This window comes from Zoogloea sp., assembly GCF_041908905.1.
Classification (GTDB): domain Bacteria; phylum Pseudomonadota; class Gammaproteobacteria; order Burkholderiales; family Rhodocyclaceae; genus Zoogloea.
Genome location: NZ_JAYREK010000013.1, coordinates 72,151 through 92,065, shown reverse-complemented (window position 1 = coordinate 92,065; position 19,915 = coordinate 72,151). Strand labels below are relative to the sequence as shown.

The following is a 19,915-nucleotide window of genomic DNA, read 5'->3' as shown; positions in this document are numbered from 1 at the left end:
TACCGCCGTCTCGGCGATGTCCGCGAGATCGCCGTCTGCCAGGGCAAGATCGCCGACATCCTCCAGGACCGCGGACAGCTCGACGAGGCACTGACCATCCTCCAGCAGGAGGCCCTCCCTGCCTTTCAGCGCCTCGGCGATGTCCGCGAGATCGCCGTCTGCCAGGGCAGGATCGCCGACATCCTGCAGGACCGCGGACAGCTCGACGAGGCCCTGACCATCCGCGAGCAGGAACAGCTCCCCATCTACCGCCGCCTCGGCGATGTCCGCGCCATCGCCGTCACCCAGGGCAAGATCGCCGACATCCTCCAGGCCCGCGGACAGCTCGACGAGGCCCTGCGCATCCGCGAGCAGGAACAGCTCCCCGCCCTGGAGCGCCTCGGCGACGTCCGCGCACTCCTGGTCTCCCGCGCCAATCTCGCCATCAACCTCCTCCAGCGTGACGCCCCCGGCGACCGGGATCGTGCCCGCGACCTCCTCACCCTCGCCCTCGCCGACGCCCGCCGCTTAGGCATCCCCGAGGCCGGGCAGATCGAAGCGATCCTGAAGCAGCACGGGTTCCAGCCCGAGGCCTGACCCGCCGGCGGAGCCTCAGCCCGCCCCCCCTCACTCATGCCGCAGCGCCTCGATCGGGTCCAGCCTTGCCGCCCGGCTCGCCGGCACGTAGCCGAAGATCACCCCGATCGCCGCCGAGAAGCCGAAGGACAGCAGGTTGATGCCCGGGTTGAAGAGGTAGGGCACGTGCATCAGCGCGGCGCCGGCCATCGAGGCGGCGGTGGCGAGGGCGATGCCGATGAGGCCGCCGAGGGACGACAGCACCACCGCCTCGATCAAAAACTGCAGTAGCACCTCCCGCTCCAGGGCGCCGATGGCGAGGCGGATGCCGATCTCGCGGGTGCGCTCGGTGACCGACACCAGCATGATGTTCATGATGCCGATGCCGCCCACCAGCAGGCTCACCGCGGCCACCGCGCCGAGCAGGCCGGTCATCACCTTGGTGGTGCCGGACAGCGTCTCGGCGATCTGGCGGGTGTCCATCACCGAGAAGTTGTCGTCGTCGCCAGGGGCGATGTGGCGGCGTTCGCGCATCAGCCAGGTCACCTGGTTCTTGGCCACGTCCATCGAGGCTTCGTCCTTCACCGAGATCATCAGGGTGGCCACGTCGGTGCTGCCGGTGAGGCGGCGCTGCAGGGTGCGCAACGGCACCACCACGATGTCGTCCTGGTCGCTGCCCATGGTGGACTGGCCCTTGGAGGCCAGCAGGCCGATCACCTCGCACGAGAACTGCTTGACCCGCAGCGGCTGGCCGATGGGGTCGAGGCCACCGAAGAGCTCGCGGCGGATGGTCTCGCCGATCACGCACACGGCGGCGCCGGCGCGCTCCTCGGCGGGGTTGAAGACGCGGCCGGCGGCGAGCTGCCATTTGCCGGCGGTGAACCAGTCGGCGGTGGTGCCGGTGACGCCGGACGACCAGTTGCGCGCCATCGCCACCAGGGTCACGGCCTTGCTGGCCACCGGCACCGCGGCGGCGAGGCCGCTCACCTGGCTGCGGAGGGCGTCGGCGTCGGCCACCTTGAAGCGTGGCGCGCCGGCCGAGTCGCGACCGGGGCCGAGCATCTGGCCGGGCCGCACGATGAGCAGGTTGCTGCCGAGGCTGGCGATCTGGTCCGACACCGCGCGGGTGGCGCCGTTGCCGAGGGTGACCATGGTGATCACCGCCGAGACGCCGATCACGATGCCCAGGATGGTGAGGAAGGAGCGCATCAGGTTGCGCCGGATCTCGCGCAGGGCGAGCTGCAGGGCGTTCCAGATCATGGCTGGCCTCCGGGCTCGCGGCGTTCGTCGCTGGCGATGCGCCCATCCACCAGGCGCACGATGCGGTGGGCGTAGGCGGCCATGTCGGCCTCGTGGGTGACCATCACCACGGTGATGCCCTGGTCGCGGTTGAGGCCCGCCAGCAGGTCCATGATCTCGCGGCTGCGGGCGGTGTCGAGGTTGCCGGTGGGCTCGTCGGCGAGGAGCAGCGACGGCCCGGTGACCAGCGCCCGGGCGATCGCCACCCGCTGCTGCTGGCCGCCGGAGAGCTCGGCCGGGCCGTGGTGCTCCCAGCCGGTGAGGCCCACCGCGGCCAGCGCGGCGCGGGCGGCGGCGTGGCGGGCGGCGGCCGGCTCGCCCCGGTAGAGCAGCGGCAATTCCACGTTCTCCTGGGCCGAGGTGCGGGCCAGCAGGTTGAAGCCCTGGAAGATGAAGCCCAGCGCGTGCCGGCGTAAGAGCGCCCGCTGGTCGCGGCTGAGGCCCTCGACGGCCAGGCCGCGGAAGCGGTAGCTGCCGCCGCTGGGGGTGTCGAGGCAGCCGAGGATGTTCATCAGCGACGACTTGCCCGAGCCGCTGGGGCCCATGATGGCCACGAAGTCACCTGACTCTATCGTCAGGTCGATGCCGCGCAGGGCCTGGAAGGCGGCGGCGCCGCTGCCGAAGACGCGGGTGACGCCTTCGAGCACGATCAGGGGTTCGGCGGCGCTCATGGCCTGGGGGTGACGGCTTCGACGATCACCTCGGCGCCCGCCACCAGGGGGCCGCCGGCCTCCACCGGACGCACCTCCGACACCTGGCCGTTGCTGCCGAGCACATTCACCCGCACCGCGCGGGGCTGGCCGCCGTCGAGCAGCCACAGGGTCTGGCTGCCGTCCCTGGGGCCGGCCTCGGAGGCCGCCTTGGGCCCGGCCGAGGGCGGGCGCGGGGTGAGGCTGGCGAGCAGGCTGCGCCTGGGTTGCCCGCCGGCCGCCGGCGGGGCGAAGCGCAGCGCCATGTTGGGCACCAGCAGCACGTCGGCGCGGCGGGCGGTGGTGATGTCCGCGGTGGCGGTCATGCCGGGGCGCAGCAAGAGCGCGTCGTTGCTGACTTCGAGGATGGTGAGGTAGGACACCACCTGGTCCTTGGTCTGGGAACCCCAGCCGACCCGGGTGACCTTGGCCGGGAAGTTCTGGCCAGGCCAGGCATCCACATGGAAACGGGCCTCCTGGCCCTCCTTCACCTTGCCCACGTCGGCCTCGTCCACATCCACCTGCAGCTCCATGCGGCGCAGGTCTTCGGCGAGGGTGAACAGCACCGGGGCGGTCATCGCGGCGGCCACGGTCTGGCCGGGCTCGACCTTGCGGGTCAGCACGATGCCGTCGATGGGCGAGCGGATGGTGGCCTTGCCGAGGCTGATCTCATAGGTGGACAGCAGGGCCTTGCCCGAGGCCACCGAGGCTTCGGCGGCCTTCTGGTCGGCCACCGCCCGCAGCGCCGCGGCCTGGCCGGCGTCGAGCTCGGCCTTGGAGGGCACCTTGCCGCCGGAGAGCCGCGCCACCTCCTGCAGCCGGGCAAGGCTGGCGGCGCTCTCGGCCACGGTGGCCCGGACCTGGCCCACGCGGGCCTCGGCGGCGGCGATGTCGGCCTTGGCCTGGCGCACCTGGTCGCGCAGCCTGGAGGTGTCGAGGCGGGCGATCACCTGGCCCTTCTTCACGCGGTCGTTCACATCCACGAAAACCGCCTCGATGATGCCCGACAGCTCGCTACCGACATCCACCGAGTTGGTGGGCTGCAGGTTGCCGTTGGCCGACACGTTGATGACCAGCTCGCCCTTCGTCACCGGCCGGGTGACGTAGCGCGGCCCCTCCAGGCTGTTGCCGCCGAAGACGGCCCAGGCGAGCCAGCCGGCGAGGGCGAGGCCGGCCACCGCCAGGGCGACGCGGGCCTTGCCGCCGAGGCGACGCCGGCCGCTCTGGAGGATGAGTTCGCGGAGGTCTTCCGGCGAGGTGGGCTTGTTCATGGCTGAGGTCCGGAGGTTGCGGTGTCGGCGGGCGACCAGCCGCCGCCCAGGGCCTTATAGAGCTGCACCAGCGCAGTGAGCCGGGCGGCCTCGGCGCTGGCGAGGCTGTCTTCGAGGGTGAGCAGGCTGCGCTCGGTGCTGAGCACGGTCTGGAAGTCGATGAGGCCGGAGGCGTAGCGGTGGCGCGCGTACAGGGCCGCGTTGCGGGCGGCGGCGGCGGCTTCGACCAGCGCCTGCTGGCGACGGCGCCCGTCGGCAAACGCCACCAGGGCGTTGTGCACCTCCTCGAGGGCGGTCAGCACGGCCTTGCGGTAGGCGGCGAGCTGCTGTTCGCGCAGGGCGTCCTGCACTTCCACCTGGGCCCGCAGCCGGCCGGCGTCGAAGACCGGACCGCTCACCGACGCGGCCAGGGAGCGGGCCACCTGCCCACCGCCGGTGAAGGTGGACAGCCCCAGGGCCTGCAGACCGATGCTGCCACCGAGGCTGAAGGACGGATAGCGGGCCGCCTCCGCCTGGCCGACCCGGGCGGTGGCGGCTGCCAGCCGGCGCTCGGCCGCGGCGATGTCGGGGCGCTGGCGCAGGGCCTCCGCCGGAATGGCGAGGGCGACGCCGGCGGGCAGGCCCGGCAGCAGGCCCTCCCGCGCCCCATCGGCCGCCGCCAGCGCGGCGTGCAGGCTCCCCGGCGCGCGGCCGGTGAGGGTGGCGAGGCGGTGCTCGGCGCCGGCGCGGCCGGTGTCGAGGGTGGGGATCTGGGCGCGGGTGGCTTCGCGGTTGCTGCGTGCCTGCTCCACGTCGAGGGCGCTGGCGAGGCCGGCCTCGGCGCGCCAGCGGGTGATCTGCAGGGTCTCGGTCTGGCTGTCGAGGTTGGCGCGGGCGATCGCCAGACGGGTCTGGAAGGCGCGCAGGTCGATGTAGTTGAGGGCGACCTCGGCCACCAGGCTGACCCGGGCGGCGCGCAGGTCGGCGAGGGCCGCGTCACGCTCGGCGGCGGCGGCCTCGACGGCACGGCGCAGGCCACCGAACACGTCGAGCTCCCAGCCGGCGTCGAAGCCGGCGTCGTAGAGGGTGCGCTCGGCGCCCAGGGCGGCGCTGCGGGTGACGCCACCGGAGGCACTGACCGAGGGGTAACGCTGGGCGGCAGCGGCGTCCCGGCTCGCCCGCGCCGCGCGCAGGGCCGCCCGGGCGGCGTCGAGGCCCGGGTTGGCAGCAAGGGCGTCGGCGACGAGGGACGACAGCTGCGGGTCGGCCAGTTGCTCCCACCAGCGGGCGAGGCCGTCGGGCGTGGCGGCGACGCTACCTTCCAGCGGCACGGCCTGCCAGCCCTCGGGCACGGCGACGGCCGGCGCCCGGTAGTCCGGCCCGACGCTCACGCAGGCCGACAAGCCGCAGGCCAGCACGAGGGGCAGGATCAGACGGGGGGATGCAGGTGGAGCCATGAGCGTTGCCCGGGAGAGTCGATCGGAAGCGCCGTGCGGGGTGGCGACGCCAGGAGAATCATCCTCCGATTGCCGGTAATCCGCGGTTAGCCCAACGTAAAGACGGGTAAAGAGGCCCCGCGGAGGTGGCCATCCAGCGCCCGGCCCGAGACACCGTTCCAGATGCAGCGCCGGCCGTCGCCGAGCCCGGTTCCAAATGTAAAACGGGCCACACGGGCCCGTTTTGATCCAACACAGGGTAGGCGGAAACCCGCCCGCGGCGCTCAGACCACCACGGTCTGGGCCTGGCCCTCGGCGCGGACCTCGATGGTGCCGAGGTTATAAACCGTCTCGCCGGTGGAGCGCAGCTGCTCGGCGGCCATCGCGGCGTCTTCGGCGGCCACGATCACCACCATGCCGATGCCGCAGTTGAAGACGCGGTACATCTCCTGGGCGTCCACGTTGCCGGCCTGCTGCAGCCACTGGAACAGCGGCGGCATCTGCCAGGCGTCTTTGCTGAGCACCGCGGTGACGTTGTCGGCCAGCACGCGGGGCACGTTCTCGAGGAGGCCGCCGCCGGTGATGTGGGCCATACCCTTGACGAGGCCGGCGCGCTTTTCCATCAGCGCGAGGAGCGACTTCACATAGATGCGGGTCGGCTCCATGATGACGTCCTTGAGCTTGCGGCCGTGGAAGTCGGCTTCGAGATCGGGCTTGGCGATCTCGATGACCTTGCGGATCAGCGAGTAGCCGTTGGAGTGGGCGCCGCTGGAGGCGAGACCGAGCACCACGTCGCCCGGGCGGATGGTGGAGCCGTCGATGATCCGGGACTTCTCGACCGCGCCGACGGCGAAGCCGGCCAGGTCATATTCGCCATCGGGGTACATGCTGGGCATCTCGGCGGTCTCGCCGCCGATCAGCGCGCAGCCGGACAGCTCGCAGCCCTGGGCGATGCCCTGGATCACGGTGGCGGCGGTGTCCACGTCCAGCTTGCCGCAGGCGAAGTAGTCGAGGAAGAACAGCGGCTCGGCGCCCTGCACCAGGATGTCGTTGACGCTCATCGCCACCAGGTCCTGGCCGACGGTGTCGTGCTTGTTGAGCTGGAAGGCGAGCTTCAGCTTGGTGCCGACGCCGTCGGTGCCGGAGACCAGCACCGGATCCTTGAATTTTTTCGAGATCTCGAACAGCGCACCGAAACCGCCGATCCCGCCCATCACCTCGGGGCGCATGGTGCGCTTGGCAAAGGGTTTGATACGGTCGACCAGGGCATCGCCGGCATCGATATCCACACCGGCATCGCGATAGGTAAGGGAGCTCATGGGTTCTTTGATCTCTTCTTGAAGCGGCCGGACGCCACCGGAAAACGCTCATCGGGTTGAGCGCCCCGCCGTGACCGGCTACATTAACGGGCCTTGCGCTGCGATTCGCCTGGGGTTTCCGGCCCACCGCACGCAAACAAACCCGAATTTTAGCCGAAATGTCGCCGCCTCGCCCGCCGGGCGTCGACCCGAGGACCGCGTGAAGCAACTCACCCTCGACCTGCGCGGCGACGCGCCGCCCGTACTCGAAAACTTCGTCGCCGCTTCCAACGCCGACCTGCTCGCCTCGCTCTACGAGGCGGTGCCGGTGGCCGAGGTGCCCCAGCACATCTTCTTGTGGGGCGACGCCGGCAGCGGCCGCAGCCACCTGCTGCGCAGCGTCGTCACCGCCGCCGCCCAGGCCGGCCGGCCGGCGTGCTACCTGCAAGCCGTCGATGTGGGCGCGACGCTGCCCGAGGCGCCCGGCCTGCTGCTCGCCATCGACGACGTGGAAGCCCTCGCCCCCGACGCGCAGATCGCGCTGTTCCGGGCCTTCAACGGCGCCCGCGCCCAGCGCATGACCCTGATCACCAGCGGCTGCGCGGCCCCGCTCCACCTGCACCTGCGCGAAGACCTGCGCACCCGCATCGGCCAGAGCCTGATCTTCGAGGTCAAGTCCCTCACCGACGCTGACCGCGAGGCGATCCTCGCCGCCCAGGCCGCCACCCGCGGCCTGCGCCTGGAGCCCGAAATCGTCCAATACCTGCTGCGCCACGGCCGCCGCGACCTCACCAGCCTGCTGCGCACCCTCGACGCGCTGGATGCCGCGTCGCTGGAGCGCAAGCGCGCCATCACCCTGCCCCTGCTGCGGGAAGTCCTGCAGCGCGACCTCAGCCGCTGACACAAAAAAATGGATCTCGTCCTCTTCGACCTCGACAACACCCTGCTCGCCGGCGACTCGGACTTCGAGTGGGCCCAGTTCCTGATCTCCAAGGGCGTCCTCGACCGGGAAGTCTACGAGGCCCGCAACCAGACCTTCTACGACCAGTACAAGGCAGGCACCCTCGACATCTTCGAGTTCCTGGATTTCCAGCTCAAGCCCCTCGCCCGCCACAGCCGCGCCCAGCTCGACGCCTGGCACCGGGAGTTCCTCGACACCCGCATCCGGCCGATGATGACGCCCCAGTCCCAGGCGCTGGTGAAGGAACATCTGGCGTCCGGCGCCGTGGTGGCCATCGTGACCGCCACCAACAGCTTCGTCACCGGCCCGATCGCCCGCGCCTTCGGCATCCCGCACCTGGTCGCCACCATCCCGGCCCAGGAGAACGGCGCCTTCACCGGCAAGCCCCGCGGCACGCCGGCCTTCAAGGCCGGCAAGATCGAGCGGGTCGAGGCCTGGCTGGAGAGCCTCGGCCTGTGCTGGGAGAGCTTCGGGAAGAGCAGCTTCTACAGCGACTCCCACAACGACCTGCCGCTGATGAAGAAGGTGAACAACCCGGTGGCCGTGGACCCGGACGACACCCTCCGCGCCCACGCCACCGCCCAGGGCTGGCCGGTGATCTCGCTGAGGTAGGGAAACGCGGAGCGGGCCAAGCTCCGTATTCCTCACCGCTCACGCTTCACTCACATCCCGCACTTCCCCAACCAGGCCAGCAGCCGCGCCCAGCCATCGGCCGCCTCGGCGGCGCGGTAGCTCGGGCGGTAGTCGGCATGGAAGGCGTGGCCGGCCTCCGGGTAGATCACGAACTCGGCCTGCCTGCCGGCCTTGGCGAGGTCGTCCCGCATATCCTCCACATCCGACACAGGAATCCCCTGGTCCTTCGCGCCGTAGAGACCCAGCACCGGCGCCTTGATCTCGGCCACCAGGTCGAGGGGGTGCCGGGGCGTCAGCGCGCTCGGCGTGCCGGCCACGCGCCCATACCAGGCGATGCCGGCCTTCAGCTTCGGGTTGTGGGCCGCGTAGAGCCAGGTGATGCGGCCGCCCCAGCAGAAGCCGGTGATGGCGAGCCGGGCCGCGTCGCCGCCGTTGGCCGCCGCCCAGGCCGCGCAGGCGTCCAGGTCGCCCATCACCTGGGCATCCGGCACCTTGCCGACCACCTTGTCGAGGATCTCCGCCACGCTGGCGAGCCGCGACGGGTCGCCCTGGCGGCGGAACAGATCCGGCGCGATCGCCAGATAGCCCGCCCGGGCCAGGCGCCGGCACACGTCGCGAATGTATTCATGGACGCCGAAGATCTCGGACACCACCAGCACTGTCGGGAACGGGCCAGCGCCCGCCGGCTGGGCCCGGTAGGCGGGCACCTCGGCACCGTCCGGGCCGCGCACCGTGATGTCGCCGGCGACGAGGCCGTCGGCCGGGGTCTGCACCACGCTCTGCCCCAGCGCCGGCTGCACGGCCAGAGCAAAGGCCGCCGCCAGGGACGTGCCGACGAAGCTGCGGCGGCTGCAGGGCAGCCCGGGGACGAGACTGTCGAAATCGGGGTTCCGCTCTTGCATGGCTGACTCTCCTCATGATGGGGAGTGCAGCATAACCCGAAGCGCCAGACTGCAAGGGGGCACCTGCGGGAGACGCCGCCCGGGCCGCAGCCGCGGGCTCAAGCGCGGCGGCAGCCCGTCAGGCGAACGCCCCGAAACCACCCAGCCGCCCCGGCCGCTCGAAGCGCCCCGCCTCGACACGGCCCGACCGGACAGCCTGGGCCGCCGGCCGCCGCGGCGCGGCGTGATGGCGGCAGAAGGCCTGGAAGAGCGTCACCTGCTTGCCGTGCACATGGATCTCGCCCGCGTCGGCCAGCTCGCGGAAGATCCGCGACAAGGTCTCCGGCGTAAAGCCGAGGCGCGCCGCCAGCACGTGCTTGGGAATCTCGAGCTCCAGCACCACATCGTGCCCCTCGCCCAGCGCCGGGCCGGCGAGCCGGCAGAGGTAATCGACCACCTTTGCCGAACCGGACTGGAAGCAATCCGCCGCGATGTCGCGCTCGATGGACGACTGCCGCTGGGCCAGGGCCGCCAGCATGCGGCGGGACAGGCCGGGCTCCTGCTCGATGGCGCGGAAGACGCCCTCCCGCCCGGCGGCGAGCAGCACCACCGGAGTCACCGCCTCGACCGACGAGACGTAGCTCGCATCGCCAAACAGCTCGGCCACCCCGAAGACCTGCTTCGGCGCCAGCAGCTCGATGACCTTCTCGCCACCATCCGGAGACGACACCCCGACCTTCAGGTGCCCGGACATCACGTGGTACAGCGCCTTCGGGCGCTCCCCGCAGGCATACACCCGCGCGCCCTTGGGGAGGCTGAGGATCTGCACCGAACGGGCGATCTCGGCGCTGACGGCCGCGGGCAGGCCGCGGAAGATAGCGACCTCGCCGAGCACCAATGAGATATCTTGAAGACTGGCTTGCATCGCATTTCCTCGCTTCATTCAAATGGGGAAAGGCGGTCTGCCCGTCCCGGAACACAGGGCGGAGTCTAGGGTTACGGCCGAGTCCAAATTTGACTTACATCAAGCATGACCGGATACCCGAAAGTCATTAACTACCCCTTTCGTGATATCCAAAAAAGCTCTCCATAAAACCACAAGTCATTGTTTTGAATAAGAACCGGCAACGCCCCAGAAAAAACCGCCCGCAAAAACCGCGATGCGCCGGAGGCTCCACCTAACACCTTTTTCCCCGCCGCCCCACCTCCTCCGGGTCACCGGCACGGCCCGACGGCCTCACAATTACGCCAATCCCGAAACACTGCACCTTCCGGAGACCCCAACGTGCCCCACCCCAGCGACAACCCCGCCCAGCCCGACGAAGCCCGGCCCGGCCCCGGGCCATCGGTGGTCTGGCGGATGGGCGCCTGGATCGCCGCGATCGCCGGGCTGGCGATGGTCTCGATCCTGGCCTCGATCACCGTCGCCGAGCTGTCCTCCGGCGAGGCCCGCGCGATCAACCTCGCCGGTTCCCTGCGGATGCAGTCCTATCTGATCGACGCCATCGTCAGCGGCCGCGACGACCCTGGCAACGCCCAGGCGATCGAGGATGCCTTCGACGAATTCGAGGCCCGCTACCGGGCGCCGGCGCTGCAGCAGGCCATTCCCCGCCAGGGCGACGACCCCGCGCGCCTCGCCTACGGAGAGATCGGAGCGTGGTGGCAGGCCCATTTCCGGCCCGCCGCCCTCCGCGCCCTGAAAACCCGGCCGGATGGCCCGGCCCTGCGCGGCGACACCGCCGAGATGGTGACCCGCATCGACCACCTGGTGGCCCTGATCGAGCAGGGGCTGGAGGACAAGCTGGAGTGGCTGCGGCTGGTCCAGGCCGTCTCGCTGGTGCTGCTGCTGATCGTCGGGGCCGGCGCGGTGCTGCAGCTGAAGGCCGACGTGGTGCGGCCCCTCGCGCTGCTCCTCGGTTCGGCACGGCGGGTCCGCAACGGCGACTTCAGCGTGCGCGTGCCCCCGCGGGAGCCCGATGAACTCGGGCAACTGGGCGAAGCCTTCAACTTCATGGTCGAGGATCTGTCGCGCCACTACGCCCGGCTGGAACAACGCGTCCACGACAAGACCGAAGAGCTCGCCCGCAGCAACCGCTCCCTCAACCTGCTCTACGGCACCACCCGCCGCCTCACGGAGCGCACGGTCACCCACGCCGCGCTGCTCGACACCCTGCACGACGTGGCGCAGGCGCTGGGCATCCGCGCCAGCGCCCTGTGCCTCGGCACTGGCGGGCAGATCACCCTGCTCGGCGACCCCGGCCCGGCCGCCGAGGGCGAGCGCCTGTGCCGCAACGGCTGCCCGGGGTGCGACGGCGGCAACGGCCGGCTGCTCCCGCCGCCTGGGGCCGACGCGTCGGGGCGGATGGTCGCCGTGCCGCTCTTCGACGGCACCCGCAACCACGGCGCGATGCTGCTCCAGCAGGCCAACGGCGCCGAACTCGCCCCCTGGCAGGTCGAACTGCTCGAGACCATCGGCCACCACATCGGCACCGCGCTGGCCGCCACCCGGCGCAACGAGGAACGCCATCGCCTGGCGCTCCTCGACGAGCGCTCGGTGATCGCCCGGGAGCTGCACGACTCCCTCGCCCAGGCCCTCTCCTACCTCAAGATCCAGGTCGCACGCCTGCACAAGCTGCTCGGCCCGCAGCCCCAGCCGGTGACCGAGGTGGTCGGCGAACTGCGCGACGGCCTCAACGAAGCCTATCGCCAGCTGCGCGAGCTGCTCACCACCTTCCGCCTGCGCATCGACGGCCGCGGCCTCGGCACCGCCATCGACAACACCATTCAGGAGTTCCGCCGCCGCAGCGGCGTCGCGATCCAGCTCGACCGCCAGCTCGACGGCCCCGAGCTTCCCCCCGAGCGCGAGATCCACGTGCTGCAGATCATTCGCGAAGCCCTCTCCAACATCGAACGCCACGCCCGCGCCGGACAGGTATGGGTCCGCCTCGCCAACGACGGCCCGGGCCACATCCGGGTGCGTATCGAAGACGATGGCATCGGCTTCGCCCAGCAATCCCCCCCGGTCAACCGCTACGGCCTGGTGATCATGCGCGACCGCGCCGAAAGCCTGGCCGGCGAACTCCAGGTCAGCCCACGGACGGGCGGCGGCACGCAGGTCGACCTGCGCTTCCCCATCGCTCCGCCCGCCCGGCCAGCCAGCCCCGAAGGAAAACCATGAACACCCGCACCCCGACCTCGGTGGTCATCATCGACGACCACCCCCTGTTCCGCAAAGGCGTCTCCCAGCTGCTGGCCCTCAACGACGAACTCCAGCTCATCGGCGAGGCCTCCAGCGGCGAAGAGGGCCTGGAGATCGCCCGGGCGCTGGAGCCCGACCTCATCCTGCTCGACCTCAACATGCGCGGCATGGGCGGCATCGAGACCCTGCGCGCGCTGCGCGAGGCCGATCTGGCCGCGCGCATCCTGATCCTCACCGTCTCCGACGCCGCCGACGATCTGGTGGCGGCGATCCGCGCCGGGGCCGACGGCTACCTGCTGAAGGACATGGAGCCCGAAGACCTCCTCGCCCGCATCGTCGAGGCCCTGCGCGGCCGCATCGTGATCACCGAGAGCCTCAGCGGCCTGCTCGCCCGCTCCCTGCGCGAGGAGGCCCAGGCCGCCGAGCGCAGCCTCGCGCCCCTCACCGAGCGGGAGAAGGACATCCTCGGCTGCCTGGCGGGCGGGCTGTCGAACAAGCTGATCGCCCGCGACCTCAACATCGCCGAGGGCACCGTCAAGGTGCACATCAAGAACCTGCTGAAAAAACTGAAGTTCCGTTCCCGCCTCGAAGCCGCCGTGTGGGCCATCGAGCAGGGCCACCGCGGCCAGGATCCGGGCGGCGCGCGCTGAGGCGCGCGATCCGGCACGCCGCCGACCCCGGCTTTGCAATAAACTTGCGAATTATTTGAATCCGGGGCGCGGCACCGGCGAACCCATCGGGCTCGCCGCCGTCTACGTGTCAGATACGGGCAGCCGCCCTCACCTTCCTGCGCGCCCGACGGCGTGGAGACTCTGCGTGAAGAAACGAATCATCTGGACCGCCCTGGCGGTCCTCTGCGCCGGCCAGACCGCCGCCCAGGGCAACCTGAGCGCGCCCCGGCTCGCCCCCACCGCCGACCAGGCCCAGACGGCCTACCTCAGCGCGCAGATCCTCGGGCGCTACCACTACAAGAGCGTGCCCCTCGACGATGCGATGTCGGAGAAGATCTTCGACCGCTATCTCAAGTCCCTCGACCCGGAGCGCCTGTTCTTCACCCAGGCCGACATCGACAGCTTCGCCGACGCCCGCACGCGCCTCGACGACGCGATCCTGAAGGGCAACCTCAGCGCCCCGTTCGCGATCTTCCAGCGCTTCGAGCAGCGCGTCACCGAGCGCCTCACCGACGCCCGCGAGCTGCTCGCCCGCGACTTCGACTTCAGCGTCAAGGAAGGCTACCCCTACGCCCGCGACAAGGCTCCATGGCCGAAGGACGACGCCGAGGTCCGCGACCTGTGGCGCAAGCGCGTCAAGAACGACTGGCTGCGCCTCAAGCTCGCCGGCAAGGACGACAAGAACATCCGCGAGACCCTCGGCAAGCGCTACGACAACTACCTCACCCGCGCCACCCGCAACAAGAGCGAAGACGTCTTCCAGGTGTTCATGAACGCCTACGCGATGTCGATCGAGCCCCACACCAACTACCTCGGCCGCAGCGCCTCCGACGACTTCGACATCTCGATGCGCCTGTCGCTGGTGGGCATCGGCGCGGTGCTGCAGGAGCGTGACGAGTACATCACCATCCGCGAGCTGGTCGCCGGCGGGCCGGCCGCCCGCTCCGGCAAGCTCGCCGTGGGCGACCGCATCGTCGGCGTCGGCCAGGGCGACGGCCCGATCACCGACGTGGTCGGCTCCCGCGTCGATGAGGCGGTCAAGCTGATCCGCGGCGCCAAGGACACCAAGGTCGTCCTCGACGTGCTGCCCGCCGATGCCGGCCCCGACGGCAAGCACAAGCTGGTCAGCCTCGTCCGCGACAAGATCAAGCTCGAGGAGCAGGCCGCCAGCAAGTCGGTGATCAAGCTCGGCGAGGGCCTCACCGCCCGCCGCATCGGCGTGATCAAGCTGCCCGCCTTCTACGAAGACTTCGAAGGCCGCCGCCGCGGCGACCGGGATTTCCGCAGCGCCAGCCGCGACGTGGCCCGCCTGGTGGACGAACTGCGCAAGGAGAAGGTCGACGGCCTGCTCATCGACCTGCGCAACAACGGCGGCGGCTCGCTGCGCGAGGCGGTCGAGCTCACCGGCCTCTTCATCGACAAGGGCCCGGTCGTCCAGCAGCGCCGCCCAGACGGCCAGATCGGCGTCGAGAGCGACGAGCGCGCCGGCGTCGCCTGGGACGGCCCGCTGGGCGTGCTGATCAACCGGGGCTCCGCCTCGGCCTCCGAGATCTTCGCCGCCGCGCTGCAGGACTACGGCCGCGCGCCCATCCTCGGCGAAGCCAGCTTCGGCAAGGGCACCGTGCAGACCATGATCGACCTGGACGAAGTCGCCAAGAACCCGAAGCCCCGCTTCGGCGACCTCAAGATGACCGTCGCCCAGTTCTTCCGCGTCAATGGCGGCACCACCCAGCTGCGCGGCGTGGTGCCCGACATCGCCTTCCCGTCGATCGCCGACGGCGACAGCTTCGGCGAATCCGGCTACGACAACGCCCTGCCGTGGACGCAGATCAGCCCGGCCGACTACCGCATCGTCGGCAAGCTCGGCGACCGCGTGGCCGACCTGCAGCGCCGCCACCAGGCCCGCGTCGGCAAGGACAAGGACTTCCAGCAGCTGCTGCAGGACGTGGCCGAGTTCAAGCGCCTGCGCGAGGCCAAGACGCTGTCCCTCAACGAAGCCGAGCGCCGCAAGGAGAAAGAGCGCCAGGAAGCCCGCCTCAAGGCCCGCGAGGGCAACAAGCTGGCCGCCCTCGACGACGGGCTGCAGGCCGGCGAACGCAGCCTGGCCGCCGACCTCGCCGCCGAAAAGGCCCGCAAGAACGCCAAGGACGTGCTGCTGACCGAGGCTGCCCGCATCGTCGCCGACGACGCCGACCTCTCCGCCGGCCGCACCCAGCTCGCCCTGCGCGAGCGGGTCGAGATCAGCGGCGGCAAGGGCTCCAGCCTGCGCTGATCCGCCAGCCCCCGCCGCGGTTCAGCGCGGCGCGGGGGCGGCCTCCAGACCGGAGGGGGCGAGCGGCACCAGCAGCGCCCGCGCCGCGTCCTCCGACTTGCAGCGCAACCAGTCTCCCCACGCCTCCCGCGGCAGGATCACCACCGAGCGCTTTTCGTCGTCCGGCCTGTGAAAGCGCCGGAACAGCGGGTCGTCGTCGGCGTTGATCGTCAGCATCGCCATCGACCAGCGCGGCAGGCCATCGTCGCTCTCCCGCCGCGCCCAGATTCCCGCAATCCCCATCGGCTTGCCGTCGGCCTGCCCGATGCGCCAACGGACGGCCTTGCCCGTCTCGTAGCTGGGCTCGTAGATGGCCTCGGCCGGGATGATGCAGAGCTGGCCACGCCGCCACGCGTCGCGGAAGGAAGGTTTGTCCCCGATCGTCTCCGAGCGCGCGTTGTAGGTGCTCCGCACGATCTTCACATCCTTCGCCCAGGCCGGAACCAGCCCGAAGCACGCCGGCACCCACTGGCGGGGCGCAAAGTTGGTGACGACCGGCACAACCGAGCCCGGATAGGCCTCGCCGTACGCAAAATCCGGAGGCGGCAGGGGCAGGCTGGCCAGGGCTTCGCGGGACGCCGGCTGGTAATTGGCGCACATGGGTGAGCTTCAGCCGGCCCGCTCGCGCAGGGTGATCAGCGACGCCCCGGTGGGCGGACGCAGCACGTCCTCCAGGGTGTATTGATCCAGCCGGCTGAAGAAGGCCTGCAGCGCATCGTCGAGCGCGGCCTTCAGCTGGCAGCCCGGGCGGATCACGCAGGGCGGGCTGGCGCAGTCGATCAGGGTCGGGTTGTCCTCGAGCTGGCGCAGGACGTCGCCGAGCCGATACTCGCCGGGCGCCCGGGCCAGCGCCATGCCGCCCCCTTTGCCCCGGGTGGTGGCGATGAGCTGCAGCTGGCCCAGCCGATGCACCACCTTGACCAGATGGTTGCGCGAGATGTCGAACTGCTGGGCGATCTCGGGGATCGTCGCCATCGCCTCCGGCCGGGCGGCCAGGTACATCAGGACGCGCAGTCCGAGGTCGGTGAAACGGGTGATCTGCATGCGAGGCTCCTGGAGGTTGGCGGGCAGGCCCGCAGTCTACCCCCGTCCGGAGCCTCGCGCCGCCGATCAGGTCGCAACGCTGCCCGTATCGAACAACTCGGCGTGGATGCGCCCGGAGCCGACCCCCAGCGCATGCAGCGTCGCGATCTGCGCCTGCAGGAAACCCGTCGGACCGCACAGGTAGTAGTCCGCCTCCGGCTGCAGGACGACATCCCCCAGGGCGCGCAGATCGAGCAGCCCCAGCCGGACACCGTCACCCACCGCCCCTTCGTCGTGGAACACGTGCAAGCCGACCTGCGGGTTGTTGCCCGCCACCGCCCGCAGATGCTCGCCGAAGGCGAACACCTCGGCGTTGCGGCAGGCGTGCACAAACTGCACGTCGCGCGCCCGGGCCGTCGCCGTCAGGCGGTTCAGCATGGCGATCATCGGCGTGATGCCGACCCCGCCGCTGATCAGCACGACCGGCGTGCTGCACGCCTCGTCGAGATGGAAATCGCCGAAGGGCGGCGCCAGATCGATCAGGTCACCCACCTGATGGGCATCATGGAGGCGGGTCGACACACGGCCCGGCGGTGTCGACACGGTCCCCGCGTCACGCTTCACCGAGATGCGGAAATGACCCTGCCCCGGCGCCTCCGACAGGGTGTACTGGCGCGGCTGCATCACTCCCAGCTCGGGCACGAAGACCCGCACGCAGGTGTATTGGCCAGCCCGATACTCGGGCAGCGGCCCGCCGTCGCTGGGCGCCAGGTGAAAGGACGTGATCTCGGCGCTCTCCCGCACCTTGTCGACGATCCGGAAGCTGCGCCAGCCGCTCCAGCCCCCGTCCCGGGTGCAGGCATCGGTGTAGAGCTTGCCCTCGGCCTCGATGAACACGTCGGCCAGCGCCCCGTAGGCAACCCCCCAGGCGTTGATCAGCTCGTCGCTCGCAGCCTCGCCGAGGACCTCGCGGATCGACGCCAGCAGATGCTTGCCGACGATCGGGTAATGCTCGGCGCGGATGCCGATGCTGGCATGCTTGTTGGCGATCAGGTTGATCACCGGCGCCAGCACCGACGGATCGTCGATGTTTTCGGCGTAGGCCAGCACCGACAGGGCCAGCGCGGTCGGCTGCTTGCCGGTTTCGCTGTGGGAGCGGTTGAAAAGGTGGTTGAGCTCCGGGTTGTGGCGGAACATGCGCTGATAAAAATAGGTGGTCAGCGCCACACCATGCTCCCTCAAGACGGGGATGGTGGCCTTGACCAACTCTCGCACTCTGGCGTCCATATTTTTTCTCCTGTGGGGTTTTGCTGTTGCAACGGAAAGCCGCAGCGAGCACGGCACTTAAAGATGTGCAAATTATACATCTTTAAGTGCCGTCGTAGTTTTCGACCGAAACAGGTCGGGAGAAAGCGCAACAGCGCGCACCCAGGGGAGGTCGTCGGGATTCAAGCCCCCGGTCAGCCCGCAAGCCGGGGCAGCGAAGATGAGGAACAGCGCCCCGCAATCCGCGAGCGAACGCCAAATCGCGCGGGGATCAGTGAGACCGCGGAAATCCGGCCTGGCTGACGTGTGCGTGGGGGAAGGAATGTGAGGTAGAAAATGAAAACGCCCCTCGCGGGGCGTTTTCATTGAAACAATGGCGGAAAGGGAGGGATTCGAACCCTCGATACGGCTAAACCGTATACCGGATTTCGAGTCCGGCGCATTCGACCACTCTGCCACCTTTCCGCTCGAAGCGCTGCATTATATACAAGCTGAGCCGGAAATCCAGCTTTTTATGCAGGTTTTGCAGTGCGGGCGGTGAACTCGTCGTAGGCCCGGACCGCTTCGGCAGCGTACATCAGGCTCGGGCCGCCGCCCATGTAGGTGCAGATGCCCAGGGTTTCCATGAGCTGCTCGCGGGTCACGCCCAGGCGGATCAGCGCCTTGACGTGAAAGCCGATGCAGCCGTCGCAGCGCGCCGACACGCCGATGGCGAGGGCGATGAGTTCCTTCTCGAGGGCGCTCAGGGCACCCTCCTTCATCGCTTCCTTGGCCATGCTGCCGAACCCCTTCATGGTGTCGGGGATCTCGGCACGCAGGGCTTCCATGCCCTTGGAGAGGTCGGACGTGATCTGGACGAAGGACTTGCTGCTCATGGTGATGACTCCTTTTATTAGAGGACGCTAATATACATCATCACCCGGCCCGTGAAAACCGGGCCGCCCGCAGGCTACCCGGCATTCTTCCTCAGTTGACCGCCTTGAGCTCAGTGATGCCGCCCATGTAGGGAACCAGCACCGCCGGCACGCGAACCGAGCCGTCGGCCTGCTGGTAGTTCTCGAGGACGGCAACGAGGGTGCGCCCCACCGCCAGGCCGGAGCCGTTGAGGGTGGCGAGGGTCTCGTTCTTGCCCTGGGCGTTCTTGAAGCGGGCCTGCATGCGGCGGGCCTGGAAGCCCTCGAAGCAGGAGCAGGACGAGATCTCGCGGTAGGTGTTCTGGGCCGGCAGCCAGACTTCCAGGTCGTAGGTCTTGGCGGCGGAGAAGCCCATGTCGCCGGAGCACAGCACGATCTTGCGGTAAGGCAGCTCGAGCTTCTGGAGGATCGCCTCGGCGTGGCCGGTGAGCTCCTCGAGGGCGTCCCAGGCTTTTTCGGGCTGCTCGATGCGGACGAGCTCGACCTTGTCGAACTGATGCTGGCGGATCATGCCGCGGGTGTCCTTGCCGTAGCTGCCCGCCTCGGAACGGAAGCACGGCGTGTGGGCAACGAACTTGAGGGGCAGCGCGTCGAGCGGAATGATCTCGTCGCGGACGATGTTGGTGACGGGCACCTCGGCGGTGGGGATCAGGTAGAACTTGCCACCATCGGCCTTGGGCACCGAGAAGAGGTCTTCCTCGAACTTGGGCAGCTGGCCGGTGCCGAACATGCTGGCGGCGTTAACCATATAAGGCGTGTACAGCTCGGTGTAGCCGTGCTCGGCGGTGTGGACGTCGAGCATGAACTGGGCGAGCGCACGGTGCAGGCGAGCCAGGCCCCCCTTCATGAGCGTGAAGCGGGCGCCGGAGATCTTGACCGCGGTCTCGAAGTCGAGCCCACCCAGGCGGCCGCCGATGTCCACGTGGTCGCGCACCTCGAAATCGAAGCTGGGCGGCGTACCCCAGCGGCTGACTTCGACGTTGTCTTCTTCGGAGCGGCCCGCCGGCACGCTCTCGTGGGGCAGGTTGGGGAGGCCCGCCACGAAGGCGTCGAAGCGCTCGAGGAGTTCGGCCAGCGCCGCCTCGTTGGCCTTGAGTTCATCACCGATGCCGGCCACTTCGGCCAGCACCGCGGAGGCGTCTTCGCCCTTGCCCTTCAGCTGCCCCACCTGCTTGGAGAGGGCGTTGCGGCGGGCCTGGAGTTCCTGGGTGCGGGTCTGGCGCGCCTTGCGCTCGTCCTCGAGGGCCTGGAAGGCGGTGACGTCGAGGGTCATTCCCCGGGTGGCGAGGCGCTCGGCAACAAAATCCAGGCGGGCGCGCAACAATTGAACATCAAGCATGTCTATCCTTCATCAAGTCGAAAACGGGCTCACGCAATGTGCCACGGCTCGGGCCGCGCTTTCATGGTCTGGGCGTTTAAGTTATATTGCGGCGCAACAATTTGCACCTGGCTGTCAGCAGCAACAATGGAAATCAGGAAGGCGATAGCCGGAAACGGCTCAAACTTTTCTTGATTTGCCGGAGTCACCG

At 69.6% G+C, this 19,915-nt stretch carries 19 protein-coding genes and 1 tRNA gene; 6 read left to right on the top strand and 14 right to left on the bottom strand.

All coding sequences use genetic code 11. The features are described 5' to 3' along the window. On the top strand, nt 1-576 hold a 576-nt coding region (locus ACE3OU_RS09645), incomplete at its 5' end, for a hypothetical protein (RefSeq protein ID WP_374241344.1). 30 nt (nt 577-606) lie between these two features. Here the strand turns inward: ACE3OU_RS09645 and ACE3OU_RS09640 are convergent. The 5 genes from ACE3OU_RS09640 to purM form a co-directional block, all read right to left on the bottom strand. Beyond that, nucleotides 607-1,815: an ABC transporter permease gene (locus tag ACE3OU_RS09640; RefSeq protein WP_374241343.1), complete on the bottom strand. Its 1,209-nt coding sequence runs from the start codon at nt 1,813-1,815 to the stop codon at nt 607-609. After that, complete coding sequence (locus ACE3OU_RS09635; protein ID WP_374241342.1) at nt 1,812-2,525, bottom strand: ABC transporter ATP-binding protein; 714 nt, start codon at nt 2,523-2,525, stop codon at nt 1,812-1,814. Before ACE3OU_RS09635 ends, ACE3OU_RS09640 begins: the two co-directional genes overlap by 4 nt. After that, the gene (locus ACE3OU_RS09630; RefSeq protein WP_374241341.1) at nt 2,522-3,814 is read right to left on the bottom strand and encodes an efflux RND transporter periplasmic adaptor subunit; all 1,293 of its coding nucleotides are present in this window, start codon (nt 3,812-3,814) and stop codon (nt 2,522-2,524) included. Before ACE3OU_RS09630 ends, ACE3OU_RS09635 begins: the two co-directional genes overlap by 4 nt. Further along, nucleotides 3,811-5,250 (bottom strand): efflux transporter outer membrane subunit, encoded by a 1,440-nt coding sequence (locus ACE3OU_RS09625; RefSeq protein ID WP_374241340.1) that lies wholly within the window; start codon nt 5,248-5,250, stop codon nt 3,811-3,813. The genes ACE3OU_RS09630 and ACE3OU_RS09625 overlap by 4 nt, the downstream gene beginning before the upstream one ends. A 263-nt stretch (nt 5,251-5,513) precedes the next feature. Beyond that, nucleotides 5,514-6,548 (bottom strand): phosphoribosylformylglycinamidine cyclo-ligase, encoded by a 1,035-nt coding sequence (gene purM / locus ACE3OU_RS09620; protein ID WP_374241339.1) that lies wholly within the window; start codon nt 6,546-6,548, stop codon nt 5,514-5,516. Nucleotides 6,549-6,747: 199 nt separating this feature from the next. Between purM and hda the strand changes: the two genes are divergently transcribed. Both hda and ACE3OU_RS09610 read left to right on the top strand, forming a co-directional pair. Beyond that, nucleotides 6,748-7,428, top strand: a complete 681-nt coding sequence (gene hda / locus ACE3OU_RS09615) for a DnaA regulatory inactivator Hda (protein ID WP_374241338.1) — start codon at nt 6,748-6,750, stop codon at nt 7,426-7,428. A gap of 9 nt (nt 7,429-7,437) precedes the next feature. Then, nucleotides 7,438-8,100, top strand: a complete 663-nt coding sequence (locus ACE3OU_RS09610; RefSeq protein ID WP_374241337.1) for an HAD family hydrolase — start codon at nt 7,438-7,440, stop codon at nt 8,098-8,100. 50 nt (nt 8,101-8,150) lie between these two features. On the opposite strand, the gene ACE3OU_RS09605 is transcribed toward ACE3OU_RS09610, so the two are convergent. After that, nucleotides 8,151-9,023 (bottom strand): dienelactone hydrolase family protein, encoded by an 873-nt coding sequence (locus tag ACE3OU_RS09605; protein WP_374241336.1) that lies wholly within the window; start codon nt 9,021-9,023, stop codon nt 8,151-8,153. A 118-nt stretch (nt 9,024-9,141) separates the two neighbouring features. Beyond that, a complete protein-coding gene (locus ACE3OU_RS09600; protein ID WP_374241335.1) occupies nt 9,142-9,927 on the bottom strand; it encodes a Crp/Fnr family transcriptional regulator in 786 nt (261 codons plus the stop codon). Between the two features lie 360 nt (nt 9,928-10,287). Here ACE3OU_RS09600 and ACE3OU_RS09595 point away from each other — a divergent pair, with 360 nt between their 5' ends. The 3 genes from ACE3OU_RS09595 to ACE3OU_RS09585 all read left to right on the top strand — a co-directional run bounded on the left by ACE3OU_RS09595 (nt 10,288) and on the right by ACE3OU_RS09585 (nt 15,144). Beyond that, nucleotides 10,288-12,180 carry a histidine kinase gene (locus ACE3OU_RS09595; protein WP_374241334.1) on the top strand — a complete coding sequence of 631 codons (1,893 nt, stop codon included), beginning with the start codon at nt 10,288-10,290 and terminating at the stop codon, nt 12,178-12,180. Then, nucleotides 12,177-12,851: a two-component system response regulator NarL gene (gene narL, locus ACE3OU_RS09590; protein ID WP_374241333.1), complete on the top strand. Its 675-nt coding sequence runs from the start codon at nt 12,177-12,179 to the stop codon at nt 12,849-12,851. The genes ACE3OU_RS09595 and narL overlap by 4 nt, the downstream gene beginning before the upstream one ends. 166 nt (nt 12,852-13,017) lie before the next feature. Beyond that, a complete protein-coding gene (locus ACE3OU_RS09585) occupies nt 13,018-15,144 on the top strand; it encodes a carboxy terminal-processing peptidase (protein ID WP_374241332.1) in 2,127 nt (708 codons plus the stop codon). A gap of 21 nt (nt 15,145-15,165) precedes the next feature. Here ACE3OU_RS09585 and ACE3OU_RS09580 read toward each other — a convergent pair whose 3' ends face one another. From ACE3OU_RS09580 to ACE3OU_RS09550, 7 genes are all read right to left on the bottom strand, one after another. Next, the gene (locus tag ACE3OU_RS09580; protein WP_374241331.1) at nt 15,166-15,783 is read right to left on the bottom strand and encodes an SOS response-associated peptidase; all 618 of its coding nucleotides are present in this window, start codon (nt 15,781-15,783) and stop codon (nt 15,166-15,168) included. A gap of 9 nt (nt 15,784-15,792) precedes the next feature. Next, nucleotides 15,793-16,227 (bottom strand): Rrf2 family transcriptional regulator, encoded by a 435-nt coding sequence (locus ACE3OU_RS09575; protein ID WP_374241330.1) that lies wholly within the window; start codon nt 16,225-16,227, stop codon nt 15,793-15,795. Nucleotides 16,228-16,293: 66 nt separating this feature from the next. Continuing rightward, nucleotides 16,294-17,493: an NO-inducible flavohemoprotein gene (gene hmpA, locus ACE3OU_RS09570; RefSeq protein WP_374241329.1), complete on the bottom strand. Its 1,200-nt coding sequence runs from the start codon at nt 17,491-17,493 to the stop codon at nt 16,294-16,296. A gap of 353 nt (nt 17,494-17,846) precedes the next feature. Next, nucleotides 17,847-17,937 (bottom strand) — tRNA-Ser (locus ACE3OU_RS09565). Between the two features lie 47 nt (nt 17,938-17,984). Next, nucleotides 17,985-18,347, bottom strand: a complete 363-nt coding sequence (locus ACE3OU_RS09560) for a carboxymuconolactone decarboxylase family protein (protein WP_374241328.1) — start codon at nt 18,345-18,347, stop codon at nt 17,985-17,987. 91 nt (nt 18,348-18,438) lie between these two features. Further along, nucleotides 18,439-19,725, bottom strand: a complete 1,287-nt coding sequence (gene serS / locus ACE3OU_RS09555; RefSeq protein WP_374241327.1) for a serine--tRNA ligase — start codon at nt 19,723-19,725, stop codon at nt 18,439-18,441. Nucleotides 19,726-19,754: 29 nt separating this feature from the next. Next, the gene (locus ACE3OU_RS09550; RefSeq protein WP_374241326.1) at nt 19,755-19,913 is read right to left on the bottom strand and encodes a hypothetical protein; all 159 of its coding nucleotides are present in this window, start codon (nt 19,911-19,913) and stop codon (nt 19,755-19,757) included. Nucleotides 19,914-19,915: the final 2 nt, after the last annotated feature.

Excerpts from the sequence above, each read along its gene's own strand:
- ACE3OU_RS09640 (WP_374241343.1), bottom strand. The coding sequence starts at position 1,815 with ATGATCTGGAACGCCCTGCAGCTCGCCCTGCGCGAGATCCGGCGCAAC.
- ACE3OU_RS09635 (WP_374241342.1), bottom strand. The coding sequence starts at position 2,525 with ATGAGCGCCGCCGAACCCCTGATCGTGCTCGAAGGCGTCACCCGCGTC.
- ACE3OU_RS09630 (WP_374241341.1), bottom strand. The coding sequence starts at position 3,814 with ATGAACAAGCCCACCTCGCCGGAAGACCTCCGCGAACTCATCCTCCAG.
- ACE3OU_RS09625 (WP_374241340.1), bottom strand. The coding sequence starts at position 5,250 with ATGGCTCCACCTGCATCCCCCCGTCTGATCCTGCCCCTCGTGCTGGCC.
- purM (WP_374241339.1), bottom strand. The coding sequence starts at position 6,548 with ATGAGCTCCCTTACCTATCGCGATGCCGGTGTGGATATCGATGCCGGC.
- ACE3OU_RS09610 (WP_374241337.1), top strand. The coding sequence starts at position 7,438 with ATGGATCTCGTCCTCTTCGACCTCGACAACACCCTGCTCGCCGGCGAC.
- ACE3OU_RS09605 (WP_374241336.1), bottom strand. The coding sequence starts at position 9,023 with ATGCAAGAGCGGAACCCCGATTTCGACAGTCTCGTCCCCGGGCTGCCC.
- ACE3OU_RS09600 (WP_374241335.1), bottom strand. The coding sequence starts at position 9,927 with ATGCAAGCCAGTCTTCAAGATATCTCATTGGTGCTCGGCGAGGTCGCT.
- narL (WP_374241333.1), top strand. The coding sequence starts at position 12,177 with ATGAACACCCGCACCCCGACCTCGGTGGTCATCATCGACGACCACCCC.
- ACE3OU_RS09580 (WP_374241331.1), bottom strand. The coding sequence starts at position 15,783 with ATGTGCGCCAATTACCAGCCGGCGTCCCGCGAAGCCCTGGCCAGCCTG.
- ACE3OU_RS09575 (WP_374241330.1), bottom strand. The coding sequence starts at position 16,227 with ATGCAGATCACCCGTTTCACCGACCTCGGACTGCGCGTCCTGATGTAC.
- hmpA (WP_374241329.1), bottom strand. The coding sequence starts at position 17,493 with ATGGACGCCAGAGTGCGAGAGTTGGTCAAGGCCACCATCCCCGTCTTG.
- ACE3OU_RS09560 (WP_374241328.1), bottom strand. The coding sequence starts at position 18,347 with ATGAGCAGCAAGTCCTTCGTCCAGATCACGTCCGACCTCTCCAAGGGC.
- serS (WP_374241327.1), bottom strand. The coding sequence starts at position 19,725 with ATGCTTGATGTTCAATTGTTGCGCGCCCGCCTGGATTTTGTTGCCGAG.